The following is a 20,361-nucleotide window of genomic DNA, read 5'->3' on the forward strand; positions in this document are numbered from 1 at the left end:
GCCGCAGCCAACGCGCGAGCTCGCAATCTAGCCAGCATGAACATCTCCCCTTGTGAGAATCGGACCGGTCACCAGCGGCTCTCCGATGCAATCGCAGATCGCCGCAAGGCGCAATTCGAGTTCGTCATTGGTGCAGGCAAGCGCACCAGGCAGCGCCAGGTGCATGAACTGGTAACCCACGTCGTCGCCGTGCGCCTCATGCCCGAACGTGTCAAAACCGGCTCTCTCGAGCAGCCGGTGCGATCGCGTGTTGCCCTCGTGTACCGACGTGAACAGGTGCCGCACCGGACCGCCGGCGAGGCTTGCCGTCAGCAGCCGCACCGCACGCGCACCAAAGCCAGTGCCTTGATGTTCGACACCTATCCAGAAATGAATATGCGCCATATCAGCCTCGCGGCGCAAACCGACGGCACCGACAAAACCGAAATTCCGGTGAACCACTGCATATTCGGTCCCCTCGCGGCCGGCTACATAGGCAAGATAGGTTTGCGCCTCCGCTTCACAGGTGATTGGCGGCAATCCGGCCACCACGGCGATGTTCGGGTCCCGGTATTGATGCAGCCATGCCGGGATATGCAGGACATCAAGTGGCTCGAGCGAGAGCTCATCGTCACGCATCGCATCAGCTTCATACCAGTTGCTGGCCTGCCAATTGGCCAGCCGGCGCTCCAGCAGCTCATGTATTCCTTGCGCCTCAGGATGATCGGCATCCAGGCGCAGACATTCCCGTACGACGCGCAACGCGGTGGCGCTGCGCCCGGTTTCCGCCTCCAGCCGCGCACGCAGCAGTAGCCGGTCGGTGCGGGAAGCCGTCGGCGAATCGCTGTCGGGAGTTTCGGCGAGCACATCACGCGCCAGCGCCCACTGACCCACATGCACAAGCAGGCCCGCCAGGCCTGTGCCGGCATCACAACGCTGACGCTGCGTCATCTGCTGCCACGTGCGTGCCAGGCTGCGATGCAGTGTTTGCAGTGCACCTTCGTCCGCAGCGTCCAGCAGGCGAAGATCAAGGCTGTCGAGGATGGATTGGAGAGCCCAGGGATCATGACCCGAGCAGCGAAGGCGAAAATTGATTTCGTCAACGCTCTCCACGGGACTGTGGGGAGCCCCGTGCCACCAGCGCTCCGCTGGATGGTCTTCATCTACCGTCTCGACCAGACTGCTCCAGCTTGCAGCATCCATGCCGATGGCATCGTCGCGGCAGGCCATATGCTGAATGCATCCCGATGCGCCCCACTCCAGATGCGCAACATGTGCACCGGCGCTTTCCTGATGCATGCCAAGCGCATGGAAATTGACCGGCAGTCCCAGTTCACCAGGAGCGAGTTGTTCCGGAAGCGCCATGCAGTTAAGCCTGATTTGCCGTTCATCGGCAATTCCCTGGTCCGCCGCCAGCAGCAAATAGCGCCCGGCAGAAAAATCGGCAAGCGCATCCAGCAGGGATAGCGCGGAGTCCGAAAGTAGAACAGTGGCACTGATCAGGCTGGCGCGGTAATGGCCCAGCAGCGCGGAAGCGGCTGAGGCAAGCTCATCCGCCGCCAGAGCCTGCCATTCAGAAGCCAGCGTAAAACGGCCTTCGCTGCCTGGCTGCGCCTGAATCCGCGCCTGCAATAGTTCGCCGTAGTGCACACCGTACAGTTCTGCCGGCAATGCGGAGAACCCGCCTGCCGTCATCGCGACCACCGGGTTGCGTGATCCGAACAGGGCAAAGCGGTTCGCACCGAGCAAAAGCGGGTGGCCGCGCCGAGCCTGCCAGCTTGCCTGGTCAAGCCAGCCGCGCACGACAAAAGGCTGAAGTGCCGGCTGTTTGAGCAGCGCCAGTGCCGGTTCTTCACCGGCCAGCGGGCACAGCACATACCGGACGGGCCAGCCGAGCATGCCACAGGCATGCATCTCATCGCGCAAAGTGGTCAACACCACCGCAGCCAGGGCGCCGTCATCCGGACCCATGTTCAGGATGTAGAGTGGTTGGGACAAGTCCAGGCCACCCAGGCGTTCAAGCCTGCTCCAGTACATAACTACGGCACGCGCCCAGGCCCGCCCCAGGCGCGGGCCGGTCAGGGCGGCAGCAATGCCCGAACGCTCCTTAAATAGAAGGGGCGGCAGTTCGCAAAGGTTTTTCCAGGCCGAAGCGGCAATATCCACCGCCACTGACGGGGTCGACGGATCAGTCCCCAGGGAAACCGGTACGAAAATCCCCTGGGGTTCAGATGATGCGATCATGTTTCCTCCCGCGCTGGGGGTGTTTCAAGCCCTACCAATTCGAAGATATTGAGTTGGCCGCCAAGACGGATAAACACTTCCTTGTAGAGCTCTGCGGTGTTGAGCCGTCCCCATTCGATCGCACGGCGTATCAGGTACGGCGCCGGACTGTGCGGATCCATCTTCAGCAGCGCCTCCACCAGTTGCTCCAACATTGCATAGACCTGGCGCCGGTCATCGATGGCCCACGTCTGGTCACCCATCATGGCCGTCTCATCGGCCCCCGCAACGGTGCCAGGCCCCGGATCGGATTCCCCGCTCACCGTCGCCAGCTTTATCCCGCGCCGCTGCAGCTCGGATTCGGCCAACGCGTGCAGTTGAGCCAGCAAGCCGGCCAGCGCCGACAGACTCGGTCCGTCCACCGCGAAGTGGCGGTCGATGCTGTCCCTGAGCAGTTGCATCGCTCCCAGCGCATCATTCAACTGCTGGTGCAGCGCCTGATACCAGGCCAGGGGCGTCGCGGCCATCGCTGCAGTGATCGTTTCCGTGCTGGCATGCTCCTCCTCATCAGCGCTGTTGGCTGCGGCCGCGGCGGCCGGGGCCAATCGTTCTCGGTGCATGGCAACTTCCCAATCGGCGAGGTTGTAATTGCGATGCATGCCCGTTGAAGTCATGGCGAGCTGCTTGAGCACAAACGGCAAACGGTTGTTGAGCGAACGCAGGATGTTGGCTCGGTGTTCGCCGCCGGAGTCAGCGTCCTGGGGGTAGAGATCGTCCCAGTAATCACGCAACAAGCCATCAAGCAGCAAAAGGCTGGGAGCTATCGCGGAAAACCCATGCTGGTTCACTTCGGCCTCAAGCAGCCAGGCAGCGACCTGCAGGTCCTTGGATTTGGAACAAAGGGCCTCGGTGGCGACACGGCTCACTACTGGCCAGTCCGCTCGCTTGAGCTTGTGCTCCCACGGACCCAACGGCAAGCTCGCATCGTCCTCGCGTCTGGCGTTCTGGATGGTGTTGTAGACACCATTGCCTTTGACCGAATAGCCGGCGGGATTGCCCGCATCGATCGGGTCGAGCAGGGTCTCGAGCGAACATCCAAGCCGTTCGCCGAAGTAACGCTGTGATCGGGTCATCAATTCAGTGTTCATGGTTTTGCTCGCTTTTGCGTGGAAACATCTTGCCGCTGCGGTGCAGACCTGGGAAAAGGTCCCGGCCAGGCCAGGCTGGTACTGGCCTGGGACTTCGGATCGGTGCCGGAAAGGGTCAAGCCGAGGTAGAACGTGGCCTGGCCCGTCGTGACTGCCGGGGCTGTTGTGGGTGTCGCCTGGGTCGTGCGCTGTATCGGCACGCTGAATTCGAGCAATGCCTTGCCCGGCTTGAGGGGATCGGCCGGTCGTGCCGGCGCAGGCTGGTAGCGCTGCAGCATGCGCAGCAACGCCCAGTTTCCGCTTTCAGTAAACGAAGCTGTGCTGCCTTCGACCCGGTAGCCGCTTTGCACCGGGTAAGCGGCCGGTCGCCAAACAGACAGCTCGGCCCAATTCAGATCAAGCGCGAGCACCTGGCCGTAGCTCCAGTCCACGGTCGGCGGCTTTCCACCCGGATAGCTCGCCACCCGAGAACCTGAGCTCACCACCCAGCTCACGACCTGTTCACTGCCAGGCGACTCCTGGGGTAGCGCACGAAAAGTGATGTCGAGCTTTAGAGGCTGCGGTGCTGCGCCTATACCCAAGCCTGGCCGCAGAAACTGATCGGCTGCATCGAGTTCACTGAGGAACCCGCGTGCCGAAACGACCCAGCCAGGGGTGCTCAGGCCGGACAGCGACTGTTGCAGCGATTCGCGTTGCGCGGCGTAGTCACTGAAGAAGGTCTGCACCTCCGCCAGCGAGGCGTCCGGACTGCTGGTCTCGCCGAACGGGAACCGCCCCTTGAGCCGGCTGTTGAAGCGTTTGGCCAGGGCATCGTAGGCACTGGTTGCCTGTTCGGTACGACGGTCGACACAGCGCAGGTTCAGTTGCGCAATCAGGTCGCGCCGCCTCTCCGAGAACATGTCGTTGCCGTAGTCGGCCGGCTGGTAGGCCCCCAGCACCTTGCCGCAGTTCGCATAGGTGAGATCGGCAATGGTCTTGAGGAAAAGCGTGTCGAGAGCGCCGACTTGCTTGCCCGGGTCCTTGAACTGCACGTAACTGGTGACCTCATTGATCGTATTACTCCAGTACGGCAAGGTTTGCGCGTTGTCGCGCTGCGCATCGTTGACGCCGTCAGTGTTGCGCAACAGATTCACGAAAGGATCAGCGTAGCCAGCGAGCACCTGCGCGCGCGCAACCTGCCGTGCGAGGTAGTCGCGTATCACCGGTGTGGTGCCCAGGTTCACGAGCAGGCCGTCGGCAGGACCGGCCTCGGGGTCATAAAGCCGGCTGCCACTCACAAGGCCCGAGACGCGGCCCAGAGCATCCGACGAAAAGTCCCGCGCGCACTGTGAAACGCGTCCAGCGCTCGCGGTAAAGCCGAACTGGGTATAGAGCCGCAGGTTGCCGATCAGCGGATCCAGTGCGCGCGAAAAATCACCACTCTGCTGCAAAAGCTGCTGGTCTGCCGCCGAGACCGCGTCAAGTCCCTGAAGCACGAACGACTCAGTTGCCGCCGACTGCGCCGAGCGCATCGCGTCATTCATGACCTGCTCAAGCTGCGCCCTCGCAAGCCGGTCGAACAGCGGCTTGCTGGTTGCCGGCGCACCGAGAGGCGGCAGTCCCTGGCCAGCTGCGAATCGCTGGTAATCAGCAGCGTAATTCATGGACCGGCCGAGGTCTGCCAGACGCCAGCCCGGCGCTGAACTCACGCAGGCGAAGGCCTGCGGGTTCCGGACCTGCATGAAAGTCTGCTGTAGCAGGCTTTCGAGGCCGCGTACCTCTGCCGACAGTGCCGGATTCATGACGAGACTCTGGCCCTGTGCGATGAGCAGAGGCCCGTAGGGCGAAAGCTGCATGCCGCGCAGCACCTGCATGGCCGGGTTGTAGCACCTTGCTTCATCAAAACCGCCGTCACCTGCCAACAGGTCTTTCGGATAGCTGTACTGCGTCACGAGGGGCGACAGCAGTTGCCGCAGTTCCTTCGCGTCATCGGCGCAGGGGTTGTTGTTCGGGTCCGATGGCACCCATGATTTGGCGACCCAGACCAGCCATGAGGTGAACCGCCTGGTGTTGTCAACAAGCGGCCCTTTTGCCGGATCAACCCTGGCCAGGAGGCTGGGGCCCATCGAGGCCTCGGCAAGCAAATCGACATGCAGTTGCCGGCTGGTATTCGCCAACTGGCGCGCCCAGTTGCCGCGCGAACGCTCCGGCACATTCACCACGCCGCTGTAAGGCACTTGCTCGAGCGAAGCGGCAACCACGCCGCCGGGCCGCGCCGCAGCAAGGGGCAAGCCCGCTCCGTAGACGTAGAGATAAATCAGGTTGAGATCATCCAGCTTGCGGACGGTGGATTCGGCGGGTATGGCAGTCAAGCGTGCGAAACGCTGGAGCTTGTCTTCCAGGTTGTTCACCTCCAGCGCAAGCACCTTCAGGTTGGCGCGGGTTTTGGCATACGCCGAGTTGTTGACTGTGATACCGGCAAGCGTTGGCTCGGACGCCGCGACCAGACCAGCGTCGAGCCGCGCGACCCGCGCCTGCAGGCCGCAAGCCAGTGCCGGAAACACCGTGCGCGCCATCACGGTACTGGAGACAGCCTGCACCGCGTTGTTGCTGGCACGCCGATCGACCCAGGACAGCGGCATCGTCGCGAACACCAGGTCGATATCGAGGGCCGAGGCCCGGGACAGCGCATCGTCAATCAATGGGCGGCCGGCGCAGCTCTCCTGTGCACCTGCCAGCGCCTGCGACTGGTAGAGCGCGGCGATGCTGCGACCCAGACCATCAACCTGGCGCTGCAGCCGCCAGCCCGATAACACCAGTGCCAACAGCAGCAACCCGGCCAGCACGATGCAGGCTTGCTGAAGCCGCAGCAGCCCCGGCTCACGCGACCAGAATGACGCCAGCGTGGCGCGCGCCAGCCCGCATTCCCCCATTGCCTTCTGCGTCAGGACGTCTTCGGCAAACGAGACATCGGCACGCGGCATGCCTGCTGACGCACCGGTGTCTTCGGTGCAGCCCGTGAAATAGACACCTCGGCACAGTGCAGGCTGCGTCGTCGCCGTGTCGTGAAAGACCTCGGCCAGGTAGTCGCGCAAGGGCGCATGCAAACGCTCGAAATGCCTCGGAAACAGAAAAAACGCATCAGCGTCGGCAATCTGCTCCTGGGCCGCAGCGGCCTCTACCTGGATTTCCTTGAGTCGTTCACCGATGTCAACAAATGCCTCGTCAATCCACTGGACCGGGCCGGACTGCAACAGGCCGTCGCGCGCCGACCAGCCAAACATGCCTTCCCTCTGCGAACGCCCCTGCAGACGCCAATACGGAGCAAATCCATCGACCGCGTCGCACTGACTGACGATCACGTAGACCGGCAAGGCCAGGCTGGTGGCGGCACGCAGGTCGTCGATCTGTCGCCGGGCATCAAGCGCGAGTTGAAGCACACTCTCACGGCCCGTGCCCAGCAAGTTGCGGGAGGAAACCACCAACAGCGCCCCGTCAAGTGCACGTTCGGGGCGCAGGTGGACGAGTCCGCGCAGCACGGTTTGCCAGTCTGCCGCGTCGGGCCCGGTTTGACCGGCAGCGCTGAGCTTGCCTTGCGGGTCAATGAGTTCACCCTGTGCCAGGCTGTGCCAGGCTGTGTGGGGCACGCCGGCGATCGTCGCCGCCTGGGCGTCCGGCCGTTGCCGGACCTGTCGCAATGAGGCGATCAAGCTGCTTTTACCAGCGCCGGCCTGCCCGATCAGGATGATCCAGGTTTGCCGGTAACGCTCCCGTGCGGTTCTGGACAGCACGGTACGCAGCCCGCGCAACCAGGCCAGGAACGACTGCCAGCGCGTTCGCCAGAAACTCGCCGCCAAAACCGGCTTGATGGCGCCGGTGGCCACGATCAGTTTGGCCTGGCGCGAGCGCACGATCAGCCACAACACCAGAATGCCGAATACTGCCGCGACCGCAGCAAGCACGCCAAACCAGGTACTGCTGTTCATGCTGCTCATCTCAGACACCCGCTACCTTGACCAGCGGCTGGATCAGCCATAGCCAGAGCGCCGACGACATCAGCACAAAGCCAAGTGCATAACCCATTGCCAGACGCAACCACGGGCGCAGGGGCGCGACCCGCGCATCGGCAGTCGACTTGACCGTGTGTTCATAGGCTTGCACAAACAGCCTGCCGTCAGGCTCTGCCGGTCGGCCGTTGACAAAACGGTACAGTCGCTGGCGCAGCGTGTCCAGGAACAGCTGGCCCTGCGCCCCCCGGTGCATTCCCTTGAACCCAAGCTGCAACGCGAGCAGAAAGCAGGCAGCAAGATCGCGATGCAAATTGGATCGGGACACCACAGCCAGCACCTGCTCCGCCATGTCGAAGAAGCGTCGCCCAGCCTGGCGCGAACCGAACTGACGGTGCTCAAGCAAAACCTCGAGCCAGGCATCCTGCGCCGGCCACGAGAGTTCAAGGATGAAAATCTCGTCAGCCAGCACCACCATCACATAGCTGGCTGCCGTATAGGCGCGTTGCTGCGCTTCACTCGCTGTAGCTCGCATATCGCGTGCCTGGCCGGCCAGAAGGTCGGCCAGGCGCAGGCTCACACGGCCCGCGAGTTCGGCCGGCTCGGCCGGTGCCGCACCGGAGACCCCCAGGTAGGCTTGCAGCGACCCGCGTTCGCTTTCCTGCCGCACGCGCGCAACCTCCTCATAGAACTGCGCAAAGCAGCTCAGGAGCGGCATTTCGGGCAAAGCGACCGGCTGCATGGCTGCGTCTTTCAGGTCCGCGTGCCTGCGGCGCGCGCACGATAAAGCAGAATCATTGCGGGCGGGGTTCCCGGCGACTTCTTGTCACCGCTAATGACGAGGTTTTGCCCTGGGCCGAACAGCCTGGTATCGCCTTCCTTGAGCTGCAGGACCTGGTTGTCGATCGCGAACAACGCCGCTCCCGAACGCAGGTTGCGTTTCGCCAACTCCTCAGCGGTCAAGAGGTGCGGCCTCGCGGTCACGCGCAGCCGGGCTGCGGCAGGCAGCAACGCCTCGCTCGCGATGCAGGCGTCAAGCAACCAGCGTTCCATTGACGCGCGTCCATCGGCCCCCAGGCCCTGGCCACCCTGCGGCCTGAGTTCGACAAGCAGTTGTTCACCCGCGTCAGGAGGCAACACATGTGTAAAAGTGCCGTCGGCATGGCGCTCAAACGGCTGCAGCTCGAAACTGGTATTGATATAGCTGAGCTTGCGCACCACATAGTCCAGCGCACGCCGGAACTGCGGCGAACAGTCATCGTGCTGATAAGCGTCCAGCACCGGCGGGATGGGATTGGCGCCGAACGATGCCATCGCGCCAAGCAGGAGCGCCAGGCTATCGTAGACCGCGCGCGGACTCGACTCGGGGCGCTGCACGATGAGGCTGAACTGCGGCAGCACGGCAGCCAGCCGCCGGGCCATCTCCAGGTGCTTGCGGAAATGGGCACCCTGCAATTCATCGTCCTCGGGACCGTCGCTTTCCCGGTTAGCGCCCAATTCGCGCAGCTTGAGCCACAGCGCTTCATTGAGCAGCTGGAGCCGGTGCCGCAAGCCGGTTGCCTTGAGAAAATCGCCGGCCTGCCAGCACAGCATGGGCGGGTGGTAGGGCTTGAATTCGACATGCCTGTTTTCTTCGCGCCGGAACAGCTCGAACAAGGGGCAGACCTCGTAGCCGGTCGGGGCTGCAACTTCGGCCGACAGCGAGATCGCCGGCCGCAGGCGGTCGACCGGCACCGATCCGGTCAGAGTGTTCTCGTCAAGCGATACCAGGCCGTGCACAACCTCATTGCGTGCCGGTGTCGTATTCCAGTGATTGGAGGCGTTACCCCGCACGGGCATGATCAGCGACAACCGCACCCCATCCGGCGTGCGCTGCAACTGCCCGGTGACATCAAGTTCGAGCGATTTTCCGGTGTACGAGCCGGGAAACACAACCGGCGTGCCGTCGGGCATGATGCATTCAAGCCGTTTGATTGCGACGATACCGGCCTTGAGCTTCACCATATCCAGCTGCAGCAGGCTCAACCCCCAGAAATCCGGCGCGACGCACGATAGCCGGTACCTCAACTGCTCCTGCCAGTAAACATCGCTTTGCTGAAAATGCTGGGGTGATAGCAACATCCCTTCGATCCACTGAACACTGTCGGGCAAGGCCGGACCGGCCGCAGCTGAGAACAGCTTCGCTGCGGGCTGGGCGGCTTTAGGCGCTGAAATGGTTTCGGGCATGGGTTCTCCAATCATGAAAGGCAGCTCGTATAGCTGATCTGCGTGCTACGCAGGGTGATCAATGCGCATTTGTAGGCAGTGATGTCGGCGACCGCCTGACCGCCGGCGCTCACATAGCTTGCGTAGCTGTAGACATAGACGGCCTTGCCGTAACCGCTGGGCAGGGGCTGGTTGGTGACCGTGCTGCCAGGCACAACCTGCACGCCAAGCACTGCGATGCCGCTGGCCAGACCGGCTTGCAGCGCGTCGCGATTGGCAAACCAGTCGGGTGAAGTCTTCGGCAAGACGGCGGCCGCGTTCTTGTCGAAGACAAACACCAGGTCGACCTCGGTTCCCATATTCTGATTGGCATCGAGTTCGGCGACGATGTTCAGCGTCTTTAGCGGCGTAGTAGGGCTGTAGCCCAGCGCGTAGCTGATAAAACCGCAGCCGGAAACAGCCAGCAATGCCGCTGTGCCGAGAAAAGCGTTGACGATGCGCATGATCATCCCAGCACCATCACGCATACCTGCGAAGGTGTGATCGACATGCCGATCGCGTTGCCTATCATGCCGTTCTGCCCGACCACACTGGTCAGCCGTGTCGCAAACACACCGCCCATCGCGACCTTGAAGCTACCCATGAGGTATCGGTCCGGCCCAATTTCCATGCCCGAAACCACACCCAGGTTGACGCCGGGCTCGTCGCCGTTGCTCAACGTACCCTGCGTCACCAGGTTTTCAGCGAGTCCGCCGCCGATGATCACGCAGGCCTGCGAAGGAATGTGCGAGATCGTGATGACGATATTGGGAAACGGAATGGGCACCGGCCCCACCGGCGTAGGCACCAGACAGACGTCGGGAAACGCGAAATTGATGACGCAGAGGTTCGTGTTGGCGAACATGACTCATCCCAGGCTGATGCGTTCAGCATCGAGCTTGATATCTTCTTCGGCCGTGACCAACGCCTGCCGCCCATGGAGCCGCAGCAGCGCCGAGGCCTGCATGATCCCGTGCTCGACACGCGTTACAAGATGCCGTGCCGACTGCACCATGGTCTCACTGACGGATGCCAGGAAATCCCTTGCGTTGACGCTGACAGAGCCACTGGCCGACGTCAGCTCGACGTCACCAAGGCAACGCAGTGCGATTTGACGTGTGCAGGCCAGCTCAAACGCTGGCTGGGTGATCGCCATAAGCTCCGCGCCCGGCACGGAAAGCTCGGCGCGGCCTGCGCCCGGCGTGTCCGCTGCCGGCTGCGGGCGCAGCAAAATATGGGTCACGAACAAGCCTGAAGCACTTTGCAGCACGGCCACCGTGTCACCAGGCAGGGGCGTGAGCAGGCAGGAAACCGCTTGCAACGCAAGCCGGCCGTCCGCCAGCCGCCATTGCGCTTGTCCGAGCGACCGGCCTATGCTCGCCTCTCCCCAGCCGTGCACGGTTGCGGCGCGCACGGGAAGGTCAAGCTGTTGTGTTGCCTGTTTCATGCTGCTTCCATTTCAAGTGAACGTTTTTCGGCGGCAGCGCGCGCCTCCTGGGTGCCCAGTGCGGCGGCTACGTTGGCACCGGTGAAATCGGCACCGGTCCAGACTGCACAGTGAAAACTCGTACGGTCGAGCTTGCAGTACCGGAAATCCATTGCCCGGCCATTCGCATGCGCGAACTGGGCAAACTGCAAGTCCGATCCCGCGAAAACGACACTGTCAAGCCTGCTGTGATCCCAGATCGTTTTCACCAACCCGGCTCCGCGCAGCGAAACTCCGTTGAGTTGGGCTTTTTGCAATACCGCACCCTCGAGTTGGGCGCCGTCAAGATTTACCCGGTCAAACTTCGCTTTTACGAACTGGCAGCGCGTAGCGTCAATGCCGTTCATCAGCGTCGCACTGAAGCGGGCTTCGGCACAATTCGATTCACGGATGCTGGCGCGGCTCAGATCAGCACCTGAAAAATCGGCACCCTGCAAAGTGCAACGCAACAAGCTGGCACCGGCCAGTTTCTGCCCGGCGAAGTTGGCTTTGATAAACAGGCTGGTGCTGGCACGCATGCCAGCGAGCCTGGCTTCCTGCAGTTGTGCTTCGTTCAGGCTTACCTGCTGCAATTCGGCACCCTGCCAGTCGCTGCCGCCCCACTGGCAATCCGCAAATGCGCTGCGCAGCAAGCGCGCCTCAATCCAGAAAGAGCCGCCGATGTCGCACTTCGTCAACATGGATTTCTCAAGGCTCGCACCGTCCCAACGACTTTGGCGGAGGTCACACTGACTGAAGGCCAGCATTGTGCCGGCCGTACCACGCCAATCGCTACCAGCCAGGCGGCTCTGGCAAAAAGCGGTGCGGCGCAACCCGGCATCGCAAAAGTCGGCCGCGCCGAGTTCGCAATCAATAAAGGACGCTCCCTCCAGCTGGGCACCGGCCCAATGCGAACCCGCCAGCTGGCAGCCGCTGAAAACCGCACCTGTGAAATCGTGGCCGCTTGCGTCAAGTCCGGCCAGCATCTGGCCACGCACCGGACGGCCAAGCCGCACCAGGCGCTGGATCTCGGCCCAATCCTGGGCGGAGGCCTGGCTGTAAATTCTGCTCACGCGAGCCTCCTGCGCGCATCCAGACGTACACCGCGTGTGTCCGCATCAACCAGGCAGACCTCAGTGAGTTCGGCTTCATACAGGCTGGCGTCGCGCAGATCGGCTTTTCCAAAGTCAGCCTTTCGCAACAACGCCTGGTAGAAGTCGGTGCCCACGGCACTCGCACCGGGCAGTTGTGCCTTCATCATGAGCGTGCGCGGCAGGCAGGCACCGTCAAGGCTGGCGGCACTAAGGTCAGCCCGACTCATATCGCACGCCATGATGAAAGCGCCGTCGAGCCGCGCACCCTGCAACTGGCTTTGCGTCCAGCTTCCGCGTTCAGCGCGCAATCCGGACAGGTCGGCGCCACGCCAGTCGCTGTCATTCCCCTGGACCTGGACCAGTCGGGCCTCCCTCCATTGACTGGCCGACAGGTCGGAACCGATCAGTGCACTTCTCTGCCATCTCGAACCCGAAAAATTGGCCCCCTGAGCCTGCAGCTTCCAGGCAACACATTTGTTGAACGAGGCACCGCACCAGCTGCTTCCAGCCAGTTTGGCCTGGTTGAAAATTGTTGTATCCAGCGTCGCGCGATCGAAGTTTGCGCCGCAAAGATCTGCATCGTCGAGTTGAGCGGCTGACAGGTCGCAATCGGAGCCGCAAGCTTGTGTCCAGGTCGCCTTGGAAGCACGGGCCGAACAAAGACTCGCCCCGCGAAAACTCGCTTCGCATGCGTGGCTGCTGCAGAGATTGGCCTCATCAAGGTTGGCCTCATCAAGTAGTGCGCCATTGAGTCGCGCCTGCGTCAGTACAGCGCGACGCAGGTTACAGCCGCGCAGGTCGGCACCGCTGAGGTCGGCGTACTCCAGCATGCATCCGCCGAGGTCAAGGCCCGCAAGTACAGCACCGCGCAGGTCCGCGCCGGCAAGGTCGCGGCCGGCAAGCTTTTCTCCGGCCTTCGCCCAGGCCAGCACCTGTGCCCCCAATAGCGACGCGACAGCGGGCGGCAGCGCCTGCGCGGGCGATAGCGGGATTGGAGACGCATGGCGGGCTTTGCTTTTGAGTTGCGCGGCTGTCATGAGGTCGGCATGTTGGGATGGCGTCGCGGCCAGCGCGAGCGGCGCCAATGCCTCTCGTGTCGCCGTACCATCGGCGCGCTGCAACACCTCCGTCCAGAGCGGTCCGGACTCCGGAGCATTTCCGTGCTCCCCAGCGGGAACATCCGTCTGCCCCGTCAGCACCTGTAGCTCTGCTAGCTGGTGAGTAAGTGCTGCCTGCTGAGCAGCCGCGTTTTCGCGGGTACTGGCCACCAGCTTTTCGACGCTGTGCATCAGGCTGGTCAAGTCCATGTCGCCATCGGCCAGAGCCTTCGCCGACGGTGTCTGGAGCAGGGGCGGCCCGGCTTTTGGCGGCTCGTAGCCCGCGGGCGGCTTCATGCCGCTTTGCTGCCAAAATTCGCGCGTAACTTCGTCAAGCACGTCCTGGCGTTTTTTCAGCGCCGCTTCGGCTTCGGCGGCAGCCAGCGCGGGATCGACTGGATCGAGCGACGGCGCGAGCTGCGACTCGTTGAGCGCATGCAACGGTGCAGTCTTGGGGTCTAGGCGCAGCGTGAGCACCTCCGCGTAATGGTTCAAGGCACGCGGTGCTTCGCCTGCACCTTCGTAGGCCAGCATCAATACCCCAATGTCCAGTGCATCGCTGTCGGTGACCTGAATCTCGCCCCGCCAGGCCGCAATACCGAGCTGCTGCTCGGGGAGGAACCAGACCGTGTCCATGCGCAGCCCGATTTCAGTCAGTGAAGCGGGGGGAGAGTCCTTTTTAAGTGCGAAAGCCTTGACGCGCTGCTCAGGCAGTGCGCCCCGAATGGTCTCAATCTGTGGATGCATCCCCTGTAACAGGTAGGCTTCGCCGCCCGCGAAAGGATTCGTGATGCGCTGGTCGGCCGCTGCCTGGTTATAAAGCCGCCAGTCAAGATCTCGCGGCAAGCCAGGATAATCCTCGCGCAGCCAGCGTTCATCGTAAGTACCGGCATAGCGCTTGCGAGGCACCCAATCGATAGGCATGGGACCAAGGCCGGCAGGGGGATAGCGACGCCCATGGCAGGCAACGGGCTGGGCGGCGTACTCGACGTTCGGCATAACCCCTTCGTTCGCACCGGCTATAGCGGCGAACCGGTTACCGTCATGGCCACAGCCAACCGGATTATCTTCGTAACCTGGACCACCGAAGGCATGTGCGAAATCAAGCGGCATGTGTACAAATTCCGCAGGCTGCGAGATGCCAAAGAGCGGCAAGACGCCATAGCGCCATTGCCTGTCGCCGAAAACCGTCAGACGCTTGTCGATGGGACCGACTTGCAGCCGCGCTTCCATGCGACTCACCGGACGATTTCCCGGCGCGCAAGCGCGACCCAGCACCAGGGCTTCGGCCCCGGTCTTGGGCATCGCCTCGTCCAGCGCCTGTCCCGCCGGCAATGCGGCCAGTACCCGTGCCCATTGCGGGCCCTCCATGAGAAAGCGCTGCGGCCTGACTTCACCCAGCGGGAAAAAACCCAGCGCCGTCACCACCACGCGGTTTATGCCGGATTGCCGGTATGTCTTGTAGAGCAGGCCTAGGCTCAAGGGCTTGATGATCTTCATGGCGGCCTAGAGATAGATCTTCAGCTCGGTGATCGTCAGGCTCAGGCCCGTGATCTGCATCGTCGCCTGCAACGCGGTGAGTTGCACCAGGATGCCGGCCCCGGTCATTTCAATCGAGGTTGATGCGCCTTTCATCGAGATCGCCGTGGTGTCGCCCGACAGCGAGATGTCAGTACTCGACCCCAGAACTGAAACACTGTTGCTCTGGCCCGTGAGGCTGACCCGGCTGGACAGGCCGGTCAGGCTGACCTCGTTGTGAGCGCCAACCAGGTTCATCGCCGTACTGGCACCGGTCAGAGAGGTGCTGTTGCTGACGCCAACCAGATTGGTGCCCGTATCGACCAACGTCATCGAGACATGATCCGAAGCAAGCGTCACCGCAACGTTGTTGCTTGAACCGGTTGCGCTGGTCTGCATGCTCATGCCAACAACCGAGTCACTGTCGCTGAGGCCAACCATGCTGCTGCTGCTGCTCATTCCCTCCATCGAGCCCGACAGCCGCACCCCGGTCGCGCTTGCGCTGACAGCCATACCGACCGCCGAGGTCGAGATGTGCTGGCCGGTTACGTCGAGGTTGACGCTGCTGACCGTGAACGACTCGCTGGTTTGGCTCGCGGTCGTGGTTGTATTGAACACGACGTTTTGCGACGTCGTGTTACTGATCGTTCCCTGATTCGTACTGGTGTTGGTGGCGTCGCCGGTCACAATCGAGTGGTTGGTGGTCGTACCAAACTCGGTGCTGCTCCAGCTTTCCGCTCCCTTATGCGTGCTGTAGGTCGAACCGAAGGAGTCTGACTGGCTCAGCAGGCCGCTCGCGCCGTCTTCGGAGGTCGAATAGCCATAACTCGCGCCCTGCGAATACGATGATTCGCGGAACTTTCCACTGTCGTATTGCTGGCTAACGATGGCAACCGCGTTGTCCAGGTCAGCATCGGAGTGCAAGCCGAAACGGATGCTCTTGCCGTCGCCATAGGCCGTCGAATAGCTGCTGCCAACGTTGGTATTGGCCGTCCAGCCTGATGGCATGATGACCTTGGTGCCATTAGCCTGGATGATGCTCTGAATTTCAGGCAGCTCGGACTGATCCTGCGCCCGCGTGATGATGACGGTCGTACCGATCTCCGGCACGGTCTGCATGTGTGGCGCCAGCTTGACCCAGACCGGCTCCGCCGGGTCGGCGCCGTCCGGTGAAAAGATGTCCTGGCCTGTCGAGAACCGCACATAGACGCCCTGCGCTTCAAGCACCGGCGAAATACCCTCGCTGTCGACAATGCGGCTGGTCTCCGGGTCAAAGTTGTCTTTCTGCATATAGCGCCAGCCCACCGGCGCAACACCCTGGCTCCCACCCGAGACGACACTGGCGAGCACACTGCCCTGCTGGGTCTCCTGGATGGAGAACGGCGTGACCAGTCCCTGCGCGTCCGCCGCCTGGAACTTGTTGCTGTAGCTGCCGTCGAGCGTGGCTTCATGCTGAACCTGTGTTGCGACAAAGCTCCTGCCCTCCAGCTGAGGTCTGACCTGCAATGGCCATTGTCCTGAGCGCACTTCCTGCGTCACCGAGAAGCGGTGCCCGCAATGCAGGTAGGGGCAATAACTCGAACCACTGAATTGCTGGCTACCCGTATCCAGGGTGTCCTGCGTTGCATGGGCATAGTGATCGACCTCAACGTCGCTGCAGCCGTATTGATAGATCTGGTATTGGTTGAATGGCAAGGTACCAGGCGCTGGCTTGGTCTGAGCATGAAAGCTCTGAAACCCGGCCACCGCATCCGACTCCCAAGCCGCCTCTTCGCGTGTGAATACCGAGTTCACCGCGCTGCTGGCCAGGCTCTGCTGAAAGCTATAGTCGCTGATCATGTCAGGCTGAGCCAGGCCGAGAGCGTCTTCCTGGGTGCCGCAATAGCGTAGCGGCCTGCCATCGGGCAGGGCTTCCGGGTAAACAGGCCGGTTGGCGAAAACCGCTGTGTGACTGGTGCCGGTGGTCACATAGAAATAATAAATGTGCGCTTTCGACATGAGCCGCCGCACGAACTCATAGTCGGTTTCGCCGGCCTGCAGCCAGTCCTGCTGCCTCGCGACTGCCAGATTGCCTGAGCCAACCAGCGCCGCGACCGAAAAGTCAATGTTGTGCTTGCGCAGGACGCCCGCAATAGCATCACGCACATTCAGCTGGCGATGGATGCAGTAGTTGTTCGTGAGCGTAAGCTTCCAAAGTGCCGGCCGCATGGTCGCGCGATAGACGCCTGGCTGCTCCATTGAGAAGGATGCGACGATGCCATTGAACAGGGACAACCGCACGCCTTCGTCCTGGCCGTGTACGGCCTGGTCAAACCACTCGTTGGCTTCCTCGCGCGTCGGCTGCTGCTGGCCATCCAACACCGGGTAGTGAACCCCCACAGTGACCGGTCGCCCGAGCAGGTCATCAAAGGCCAGCTCAAGGCCGCTCTCGGGGTCCGAGTTTCCGTGCAACTCCAGTTCGTACTCAAAATGATCAGAAATGCTTTCCTGCCCTTTAAAACTGACCAGCCGGAAGCTGCCATCACCCAGGATGACGCCCGTCTCCAGGAACAGCGCGACATGCAGGTAGACGACCGGCGCCGGCGACAGCAGAGCCAGCGCGGTCGTCATGCCAGTGACGCGGTCGTTCACGTCATGGCTCCCGACTCATAGGCAGGGACCAGAAAGCGCGCAACGCAAACGCCCGAAACGCCAGCGGCGCCATCCGTCGGCCGCGACTTCAGCCATGCGTTAAAGCCCAGGCGCATACCGGAGAAGCCGGAGGCCTGAGTCGATACCAGCCGCGCCAGCGGCACCTCTTCTGCAAGCACCGAAAGTTCGATTTCGGCATCGTGGCGACGGTCAAGCATCAACCGTAGCAAGCCTTGCAGTTCCTCATACGAGCTGCGCACGGCAGGCGCTTCGCTGCCGATATCGACCTGGCGCTGCAGCCGTTGCCATTGACGCAGCGAACGCATTGGTTCTGTGTCTTTTTTCAGCGGCGGCAACAGCGCCTCCAGTTGGGAATAAGAAACAGGGCCTGCGGTCAGCCGGATGCGCGACTGCTGATCCCAAGTGCTGCGACCAAGCAGCATGTCAACGCCAAGCCGGTGACCACTGCGGCCCAGGCGGTGCTGATCGTCCGGATCGATTGCACGCCATGCGCCCACCAGGGGCTGCAGCTTGACAGGAAATCCAAGCTGCGCCGAGAGCACCTGAACCAGCCCGGCTGCCGACCGCCGGCCGTTCGCCAGCAAGTCCCCGATGCCGAGCCACTGGCGCTGGGGCATCGGGATTTGCCCGGCCTGCTCGGCGTTGTCCACCCCCATCAGCGCGCCAAGGTATTCGGCGAGCTGGCTGCGCTCAGGCAGCTCGTTGTTCAGCCCAGGCTCAAAGCCGGCGCGGGTTTCATAACGCAGCAGATTTAGCCGGTTATTGAAAATGTCGAGAAATGCGCGCGTCGCGGATTTTCCTGCGCGATCCAGCTCGCGCATCCACTCGAGAAAAGGTTCGGGCAAGGGACCGAGCGCACTGCCAACACAGAAGTCCGGGGTGGTGATCGCCAGCATTTGGGGCCGGTCATGCAGATCGCCTTCAGCTTCAATCAGCACCGGAACCGCAGACGACCCGGATGCAATGGCCTGCACACGCACGGCGCTCGCCGCGCGCGCGGGAAAGCCCGCGTCAAGGTCAGCCTCGAAACGCACGGTCTGGCCTGACCCGCCGGCACGATCATCCGGCTGGCGCAGCCACAGACGGATCATCTGCAGGAAATTGAACTCCCCAAAACGCTGCTCGAGCCGACGGCTCAAAGAACGATCTGGGCCCCAACCATTGGCGGCCATCTTTTGAGTACTCCTTTCTCGTCAGTGGTTTCCAGGCTTACGCAGACCATGTTGTTGACTGTTGAGTAGAGCGCAAGAAAATAGCGCAGCACCGACGCAAATAGCAGCATGCTGGTCGACTCGAATTGTTTTCGATTCAGCGTAAGGGTGATATAGAGACATTGCACATAGCCTCGCACTCCATCGCGTATCGTGTAGCGCATGCCGGGCCGACATTGCAGCGCCTGAATTCCTTCAATGCTGCGGAAAGCCTGTGTCTGCAGAGGATCGATGTGGTCGCGCAGCATGCTTTTGAATGCAGCGAGCGCCTGCGGTCCCTCTGCCATCGACAAGTGGCTCATGCCGAGCTGGGACACCAGCGACCAGGGACGTCGCCCTATCAGTGCGGGAGTGATGTGACGCGAAGGCCGGCTTATCACTTCGAGTACCGTGATCGGTCCCGCCCCTTCGAGCTGCAGGGGTTGCTTGACCAGCAGCTGTTCTGCCAGCTTGCGATTGGTGCAAAGCGCCCGCCCGCCAACAACTTCTGCCGGCGGCAGTGCCATCTGCTGCCGGACGTCCAGAAAAGATATGAACACCTCAGTACCGGCAATACCGCCAAGCTGGTTTTCCTCGCGCCGCATGACATAAAAATAGTCGTCGGTGCCACGCGTCTGCGCGTTTCCAAGTTCGAAGTACGGCGCCAGCTTGCGTTGACTGCCGTCGGCGCTAATGGAAACCAGCTCCTCAATGCTGTAAATCTCGCAGTTTTGGCGGTTCTGCACGTCTGCGGTTAGCTGATATTCGTACTGCGTGTGGTCTAGCGCCAGGGGTTCCATGCGCTGACGATAGAGATTCACCATCGGGACGCAGTTGAGCTTGAGCGAACGTGACGAGAGCTGGCGATCCTTATGGGAAGCCACGTCAAACTGGAACAACAAGTCAAAACCATTCTCAAACGGAGCGAGGTCAAACTCGCCGGTTTCGAAAAACATGAATTTTTCCGGAAAGGAAAAATATTCCTGAAGAAGCCTGTGTCCGGGATGCATGTTGCTTCGGACCGGGAGAGCGGCCTCTTCGTCCTCAAACCCGAGCCAGTGGACGGCGCTCTGGTTTGCGCCTGGCAGCGGCTCACCACCAATCTGTGCGATGTCAACGGCATGCAGGTGCAGGCCCAGCATCTCCTGCAAATACCAGGCGTCTTTTTGGCTGGTGTCGATGTAAAAACGCATCCGGGATTTCTTGAGCGCCTTCACCGGGTCGATACCCAGGCTGCGCACCCGCACACGCAGCACCGACAGGCAACGTTCGTCGCTCAGCCCGACCGGAAAATCTCCCGCCTGCAGCATTTCAATCTCGACAATGCCCAGCGGCACCAAAGGCAAGTCGCAGGTTGTCGTAAAGCGGCAGACGCTTTTCCGGCCCCGGGCGTCCTCAGCCGTCACACTGGCCTGCCGCCCGCGCTCCAGAACCGCGCCGGCCGCGTCGTCCGGCTTGACGCGAACCTGTGCAATCAACATGGACGGCACGGGTGCCGCCAGGTGCGGATAAAGGTAACCGAGGAGTACGTTCGGGATCAGCGCCTTGCTGACTTCGGACTCATATTGCACACGGCCGGTCAGGAAAGCAAAGGACTGCAGCAGCATTTCCACGTGAGGATCGTGCGAGCCGGTGCGATCGAGTTTGAGCGCCTGCGCCTCTGTCGGATAGGCCTGCGCAAATGCGGCGGCGTCGTTGCGCAGCCCTGCCAGTTCGCGCTGGTAGTAGTCCTTGAGTTGAGTTCCGTAGACTTGCATGGCCTGGA

The 20,361-nt window shown here is 62.0% G+C and carries 13 protein-coding genes; all 13 read right to left on the reverse strand.

Annotation, left to right across the window (positions count from 1 at the left end; all coding sequences use genetic code 11):
- Window positions 1-27: 27 nt before the first annotated feature.
- The 13 genes from AC1DYQ_RS06995 to tssF all read right to left on the reverse strand — a co-directional run bounded on the left by AC1DYQ_RS06995 (window position 28) and on the right by tssF (window position 20,353).
- Window positions 28-2,223, reverse strand: coding sequence for a GNAT family N-acetyltransferase (locus AC1DYQ_RS06995; protein WP_477686167.1), 2,196 nt, complete (start codon window positions 2,221-2,223; stop codon window positions 28-30).
- Window positions 2,220-3,350 (reverse strand): type VI secretion system protein TssA, encoded by a 1,131-nt coding sequence (tssA, locus tag AC1DYQ_RS07000; RefSeq protein ID WP_477686168.1) that lies wholly within the window; start codon window positions 3,348-3,350, stop codon window positions 2,220-2,222. The genes AC1DYQ_RS06995 and tssA overlap by 4 nt, the downstream gene beginning before the upstream one ends.
- A complete protein-coding gene (locus AC1DYQ_RS07005; protein WP_477686169.1) occupies window positions 3,347-7,315 on the reverse strand; it encodes a type VI secretion system protein in 3,969 nt (1,322 codons plus the stop codon). The genes tssA and AC1DYQ_RS07005 overlap by 4 nt, the downstream gene beginning before the upstream one ends.
- A 10-nt stretch (window positions 7,316-7,325) precedes the next feature.
- Window positions 7,326-8,078 (reverse strand): DotU family type IV/VI secretion system protein, encoded by a 753-nt coding sequence (locus AC1DYQ_RS07010; RefSeq protein WP_477686170.1) that lies wholly within the window; start codon window positions 8,076-8,078, stop codon window positions 7,326-7,328.
- An 11-nt stretch (window positions 8,079-8,089) separates the two neighbouring features.
- Window positions 8,090-9,562 carry a type VI secretion system baseplate subunit TssK gene (gene tssK / locus AC1DYQ_RS07015; RefSeq protein WP_477686171.1) on the reverse strand — a complete coding sequence of 491 codons (1,473 nt, stop codon included), beginning with the start codon at window positions 9,560-9,562 and terminating at the stop codon, window positions 8,090-8,092.
- A gap of 11 nt (window positions 9,563-9,573) precedes the next feature.
- The gene (locus AC1DYQ_RS07020; RefSeq protein ID WP_477686172.1) at window positions 9,574-10,044 is read right to left on the reverse strand and encodes a hypothetical protein; all 471 of its coding nucleotides are present in this window, start codon (window positions 10,042-10,044) and stop codon (window positions 9,574-9,576) included.
- A 2-nt stretch (window positions 10,045-10,046) separates the two neighbouring features.
- Window positions 10,047-10,445, reverse strand: coding sequence for a DUF4150 domain-containing protein (locus tag AC1DYQ_RS07025; protein ID WP_348049148.1), 399 nt, complete (start codon window positions 10,443-10,445; stop codon window positions 10,047-10,049).
- A gap of 3 nt (window positions 10,446-10,448) precedes the next feature.
- The gene (locus tag AC1DYQ_RS07030; RefSeq protein ID WP_457282542.1) at window positions 10,449-11,027 is read right to left on the reverse strand and encodes a DUF3540 domain-containing protein; all 579 of its coding nucleotides are present in this window, start codon (window positions 11,025-11,027) and stop codon (window positions 10,449-10,451) included.
- Window positions 11,024-12,031: a pentapeptide repeat-containing protein gene (locus tag AC1DYQ_RS07035; protein ID WP_477686173.1), complete on the reverse strand. Its 1,008-nt coding sequence runs from the start codon at window positions 12,029-12,031 to the stop codon at window positions 11,024-11,026. Before AC1DYQ_RS07035 ends, AC1DYQ_RS07030 begins: the two co-directional genes overlap by 4 nt.
- Window positions 12,032-12,114: 83 nt before the next feature.
- Window positions 12,115-14,736, reverse strand: coding sequence for a DUF2169 family type VI secretion system accessory protein (locus tag AC1DYQ_RS07040; RefSeq protein WP_477686174.1), 2,622 nt, complete (start codon window positions 14,734-14,736; stop codon window positions 12,115-12,117).
- 6 nt (window positions 14,737-14,742) lie between these two features.
- The gene (locus AC1DYQ_RS07045) at window positions 14,743-17,385 is read right to left on the reverse strand and encodes a contractile injection system protein, VgrG/Pvc8 family (protein ID WP_477686175.1); all 2,643 of its coding nucleotides are present in this window, start codon (window positions 17,383-17,385) and stop codon (window positions 14,743-14,745) included.
- Complete coding sequence (gene tssG, locus AC1DYQ_RS07050; RefSeq protein WP_477686176.1) at window positions 17,382-18,578, reverse strand: type VI secretion system baseplate subunit TssG; 1,197 nt, start codon at window positions 18,576-18,578, stop codon at window positions 17,382-17,384. The genes AC1DYQ_RS07045 and tssG overlap by 4 nt, the downstream gene beginning before the upstream one ends.
- Complete coding sequence (gene tssF, locus AC1DYQ_RS07055; RefSeq protein WP_477686177.1) at window positions 18,542-20,353, reverse strand: type VI secretion system baseplate subunit TssF; 1,812 nt, start codon at window positions 20,351-20,353, stop codon at window positions 18,542-18,544. Before tssF ends, tssG begins: the two co-directional genes overlap by 37 nt.
- Window positions 20,354-20,361: the final 8 nt, after the last annotated feature.

The sequence above is a fragment of the Polaromonas sp. P1_F4 genome (assembly GCF_056405675.1).